3 protein-coding genes are annotated in these 5747 nt (G+C 74.8%); all 3 read left to right on the forward strand.

Going from position 1 to position 5747, the window contains the following annotated elements; genetic code table 11:
• Window positions 1-311 precede the first annotated feature (311 nt).
• From ACRX5S_RS14750 to ACRX5S_RS14760, 3 genes are read left to right on the forward strand one after another with little or no spacing between them, the layout of a single operon-like run.
• Window positions 312-1385 carry an ATP-binding protein gene (locus ACRX5S_RS14750; RefSeq protein ID WP_436773637.1) on the forward strand — a complete coding sequence of 358 codons (1074 nt, stop codon included), beginning with the start codon at window positions 312-314 and terminating at the stop codon, window positions 1383-1385.
• Window positions 1385-4111, forward strand: coding sequence for a DUF5682 family protein (locus tag ACRX5S_RS14755; protein WP_436773352.1), 2727 nt, complete (start codon window positions 1385-1387; stop codon window positions 4109-4111). The genes ACRX5S_RS14750 and ACRX5S_RS14755 overlap by 1 nt, the downstream gene beginning before the upstream one ends.
• On the forward strand, window positions 4108-5268 hold the full coding sequence (locus ACRX5S_RS14760) for a VWA domain-containing protein (RefSeq protein ID WP_436773353.1): 1161 nt from the start codon (window positions 4108-4110) through the stop codon (window positions 5266-5268). Before ACRX5S_RS14755 ends, ACRX5S_RS14760 begins: the two co-directional genes overlap by 4 nt.
• The last annotated feature ends 479 nt before the right edge of the window (window positions 5269-5747 follow it).

Genomic DNA, 5747 nt, shown 5'->3' on the forward strand with positions numbered 1-5747 from the left:
GAGGCACCCGGCTCGTCCCGGGGCCTCGGGCGCTTTCGGCGTGCCCGGCCGAACCGGGGGGCGGCCCGGAGGGTGTCAGACCGGACCGGCAGTCTTGGACGGGTCGGGGCGGCCGCGAGGACGGCCGCACCCGGCGACCTGGGCCGACGATCTCGGCCGATCCAGACCGCACACATCGATTCCGGGGGCTGTCCGTGACCTCTTCCGCACCCGCGACTCCCGCGACCGACCCGTCCGGTCCCGACGGTGCTTCCACCGGTCCCGCCGGCACGACCGACACCTCCGAGGACCGCCCGGACGCCGGGACCGCCCTGCGTCCGCACGCCGAGCACGCCTTCGCCGCGGAACTCGCCGCCCTGGCCGCGGCCGACGACCGGCCGCGCCCGCCGCGGTGGCGCCTGTCCCCGTGGGCGGTGTCGACGTACCTGCTCGGCGGTGTGCTGCCGGACGGCACCGTCATCAGCCCCAAGTACGTGGGACCGCGCCGCATCGTCGAGGTCGCCGTGACGACGCTCGTCACCGACCGCGCGCTGCTGCTGCTCGGCGTCCCCGGCACCGCGAAGACGTGGGTGTCCGAGCACCTGGCCGCGGCGATCTGCGGCGACTCGACGCTGCTGGTCCAGGGCACCGCGGGCACCCCCGAGGAGGCGATCCGCTACGGCTGGAACTACGCCCAGCTCCTCGCCCACGGCCCGTCCCGGGACGCACTCGTCGCGGGCCCGGTCATGCGGGCGATGGCCGACGGCCGCATCGCCCGCGTCGAGGAACTGACCCGCATCCCCGCCGACGTGCAGGACACCCTGATCACGATCCTGTCCGAGAAGACGCTGCCCGTACCGGAGTTGAACGACGAGGTGCAGGCGGTACGCGGCTTCAATCTCATCGCGACCGCGAACGACCGCGACCGCGGCGTCAACGACCTGTCCAGCGCGCTGCGCCGCCGCTTCAACACCGTCGTGCTGCCGCTGCCCGCGAGCGCCGACGCCGAGGTCGACATCGTCGCCCGTCGCGTCGAACAGCTCGGCGCCTCGCTCCAGTTGCCGGAGATCGAGGCGGCCGAAGCCGAACTGCGCCGGGTCGTCACGGTCTTCCGCGAACTGCGCTCCGGCATGACCGAGGACGGCCGTACGAAGCTCAAGTCCCCGTCCGGAACGCTGTCCACGGCCGAGGCGATCTCCGTGGTGACCGGCGGCCTGGCGCTCGCCGCGCACTTCGGCGACGGCGTCCTGCGGCCCGCGGACACCGCGGCGGGCATCCTCGGCGCGGTGGTGAAGGACCCGGCGTCCGACGGCGTGGTGTGGCAGGAGTACCTGGAGACGGTCGTCCGGTCGCGTGACGGATGGCAGGACTTCTACCGCGCGGCCCGCGAGGCGGGGGCGTCCTGATGACGCTTCCCGGCCCGCGGGCGGGGAAGTCCGGGAGGCAGGCGCGCACTCCGCACCTTCTCGGGGTACGGCACCACGGCCCCGGCTCGGCACGCGCCGTCGCCGTCGCACTCGACGCCCTCGCTCCCGACATCGTGCTGATCGAGGGGCCGCCCGAGGCGGACCTGCTGCTGTCGTACGCCGCCGACCCCGAGATGAAGCCGCCCGTCGCCCTGCTCGCGCACGCGGTGGACGACCCGGCGCAGGCGGGGTTCTGGCCGTACGCCGAGTTCAGCCCGGAATGGGTCGCGGTCCGCTACGCACTCGACAAGGGCGTCCCGGTGCGGTTCATCGACCTGCCGGCGGGCTGCTCGTTCGCGCTCGACCGCGCCCGCGGCGCGCTCCCGGTGCCGTCGCTGCACGGACATGCGGGCGACGACACCGGGACCGGCGACCACGGCGGGGACACCAACGGCAAGCCCCCCCATCACCCCGGGAACGACACCGAACCGAACACCCCCGCCGACGCCCCCGATCCTGCGGCCCCCGATCCCGCCGCCACCCGTACCGACCCGATCGCGATGCTCGCCCGCGTCGCCGGACACGACGACCCGGAGCGCTGGTGGGAGGACGCGGTCGAGCACCGCGCCGACCACAGCGACCCGATGGCGCCCTTCGCGCTCCTCGCCGAGGCCATGACGGCACTGCGCACGGAAGCAACGACCCCCGGCAAGCGCCTCGGTTCCGACCCCACCACACCCGGCGCCTCCCCGGACCACAGGAGTCCCGAGGCCGCCCCACCTGACGCGGCGGCACCGAACTCCGCCGCACCCCCTCCCCGTTCATCCGCACCGATCCCATCCGGTCCGGACGCCGCCACCCCCGCAAGCCCGACCACCCCGGCAAGCCCAACCCCCACGGCAACCCCCACCACCCCGGCAAGTCCCGCCACCCCCGCAACCGCAGACCTCCAACCCCCGCCCCCCACCTCCCCCTTCCCCGACCTGGAGACCGCCCGCGAAGCCCACATGCGCCTGGCCGTCGCCGCCGCGTACAAGCAGGGTTTCCGCGAAGTGGCCGTCGTCTGCGGCGCCTGGCACGTCCCCGCGCTGGCCGCCGCCCGCCCCGCCGCCGAAGACCGCGCGGTGCTGGCGCCGTTCGCGGCGTTCTCGCGCGGCGGCGTGCTGCCGAAGGTCAAGGTGGAGGCCACCTGGGTGCCATGGACCTACCGCCGCCTCGCGCACGCCTCGGGCTACGGCGCGGGCATCGCCTCGCCGGGCTGGTACCACCACCTGTTCGCCGACCACGCGGCCGAACGCATGCTGCCCCACTGGTTCGTGCGCATCGCCGGGCTGTTCCGCGAGGCCGGACGCCCGGTGTCCTCGGCACATGTGATCGAGGCGGTGCGGCACGCCGAGGCACTGGCGACCCTGCGCGGGCGCCCGCTGGCCGGACTCGACGAGACGCTGGAGGCCGTACGCGCGATCATGTGCGACGGCGACGACGCACCGCTCGCCCTCGTGCACGACGACATCGTGGTCGGCGACCGCATCGGCACCGTGCCGGAGAACGTGCCCGCCGTACCGCTGCAACGCGACCTCAACCGGCAGCAGAAGAAGTTGCGCCTGAGCCCCGCCGCCGCGGTCCGCGAACTCCGGCTCGACCTGCGCAAACCCACCGACCTGGCACGCAGCCGCCTGCTCACCAGGCTCGACCTGCTCGACGTGCCGTGGGGCGTCCCGGCCGCCGGGCAGCGCGGCACCGGCACGTTCCGCGAGGAATGGACCCTCGCCTGGCAGCCCGAACTGGCCATCCGCGTCGCGGAGGCCGGGGTGTGGGGCACGACCGTCGTGGCCGCGGCGACCGCGCGGGCGGCCGACCTGGCGGTCCACGCCGCCTCGTTGGGCGACGTGACCGCGGTCGCCGAGCGCTGCCTGCGGGCGGACCTGCCCGACGCGCTGCCGACCGTGATGCGCGTGCTGGAGGACCGTGTCGCGCTGGACTCCGACGTCGCGGCGCTCGCGGACGCCCTGCCCGCGCTGGTGCGCGCGCTGCGCTACGGCGACGTGCGCGGCACCGACACCGCCGCGCTGGCTTCGGTGGTCGACGGAATGCTGCTGCGCATCTGCGTCGGCCTGGTCGCGGCCTGCGCGGGCCTGGACGACGACGGCGCGCGCGACATGCGCCGCCACCTCGACGACGTGCACGACGCGGCGACCCTGCTCGCGCCGCGCACGGGCGACGAGGACCTGCGCGAGTACTGGTACGCCGCACTCGGCCGCCTCGCCGACCGCGACGACGGCCTCCCGGGCCTGCTCACCGGTCGCGCGGTGCGGCTGCTCCTGGACGCCGGGCGCCTGACCGCGGCGGACGCCGGCCCGCGGATGTCGCGGGTGCTGACGCGCGGCACCCCGTACCGCGACGCCGCGTCGTGGGTCGAGGGCTTCCTGTCCGGCGGCGGCCTGCTGCTGGTGCACGACGAGGCGCTGCTCGGGCTGGTCGACGCGTGGGTGGCCGGCATCCCGGCCGAGGACTTCACGGACGTGCTGCCGCTGCTGCGCCGCACCTTCTCCGGCTTCGCCGCGCCGGAGCGGCGCACGCTCGGCGAGCGCCTGCGCAACCCGGCCCGCGGCGGGCCGGGCGGTTCCGGCGGCGACTTCCCCTTCGACCGCGAACGGGCGGACGCCGCGCTGCCGTTGGCCGCGTACCTGCTCGGCGGCCCCGTCCTCCCGGGAGGCGACTCATGACGACGTCCGCGGACCCCGAGCGCCTGCGGCGCTGGCGGCTGATCCTCGGCGGCGACGCGGACGGCACCGGCTGCGGCCTGGCGGGCCAGGACCGCCGCATGGACGAGGCGCTGGCCGCGCTCTACCGTCCCGCCCCCGGGCAGGGCCGCGGCGGCGGCAGCACGGGCCCGCGCTCCGCGGGGCTCGGCGCCTCGGCGCCCTCGGTGGCCCGCTGGCTCGGCGACATCCGCGAGTACTTCCCGCCCGGCGTCGTGCAGATCCTCCAGCAGGACGCCATCGAGCGCCTGGACCTGACCCGGCTCCTCCTCGAACCGGAGATGCTGGAGGCCGTCGAGCCCGACGTGCACCTGGTCGGCACGCTGCTGTCCCTCAACCGCCTGATGCCCGAGGCCACCAAGGAGGTCGCGCGCGGCGTGGTCCGGCGCGTCGTGGAGGACCTGGAGCGCCGGATCGCGCAGCGCACCCGGAGCCTCGTGCAAGGCGCCCTGGACCGCTCGACGCGCGTGCACCGCCCGCGGCACGCGGACATCGACTGGAACGCCACGATCCGCGCGAACCTGCGGCACTACCAGGCCGAGCACCGCACGGTCGTGCCCGAGCGCCTGGTCGGGTACGGGCGGCAGCGGCACGGCGCGCAGAAGGACGTCGTGCTGTGCGTCGACCAGTCCGGCTCGATGGCGGCCTCGGTCGTGTACGCCTCGGTCTTCGGCGCGGTCCTCGCCTCCATGCGGTCGCTCCGCACCTCGCTCGTCGTCTTCGACACGGCCGTCGTGGATCTGACCGATCAGCTCGCCGACCCGGTCGACGTGCTGTTCGGCACGCAGTTGGGCGGCGGCACCGACATCAACCGCGCGCTGGCGTACTGCCAGGGCCTGGTGACGCGGCCGGCGGACACCATCGTGGTGCTGGTCAGCGACCTGTACGAGGGGGGTGTGCGGCAGGAGATGCTGCGCCGGGTCGCGGCGATGCAACGGGCCGGGGTGCAGGTGGTCACGTTGCTGGCGCTGTCGGACGAGGGGGCGCCGGCGTACGACCACGAGAACGCCGCGGCGCTGGCCGCGCTGGGCAGTCCGGCGTTCGCCTGCACGCCCGACCTGTTCCCCGAGCTGATGGCGGCCGCCGTGCGGGGGACGCCGCTGCCCGTCCCGGAGGGGTGAATCCGCGCTCACGGTCCCGGTCGTCCGGTGTGCGCGACGTGGGGTGCACCACATCCGTGCGGCACATTCCGGACGCAAAGGTGCCCGGAGCGTGCGCGAGCGTGCCGCGTGCGCAACGATGGATCGGGTGAAACGGGACGTACCAGGCCAGGAACGGGGGCCGACGGCCGCGGCGGTTCGCCACACGATCCGGTGTGATCAAGCCCCCGGTTCTGTGCGGCTTGCCGTCCCGGTTAATCTGCAAGCGGATCAGCTGCGCGTACGGACGCCGTCCACCAGGGTTCTGGGGGCGAGCCTTCCTGGCCTCCGCGGGACCCTCGTGGTCGACGAACGTGGCGCGATGTCTTCCGACAACAACCGCGATCACAAGGACGGACGCGCGTGGACCTGTTCGAGTACCAGGCGAGGGACCTCTTCGCCAAGCATGAGGTGCCGGTTCTTCCCGGTGAAGTCGTCGACACCCCGGAGGGGGGGGGGGG

This window comes from Yinghuangia sp. YIM S09857 (genome assembly GCF_051388915.1).
Taxonomy (GTDB): Bacteria; Actinomycetota; Actinomycetes; order Streptomycetales; family Streptomycetaceae; genus Yinghuangia.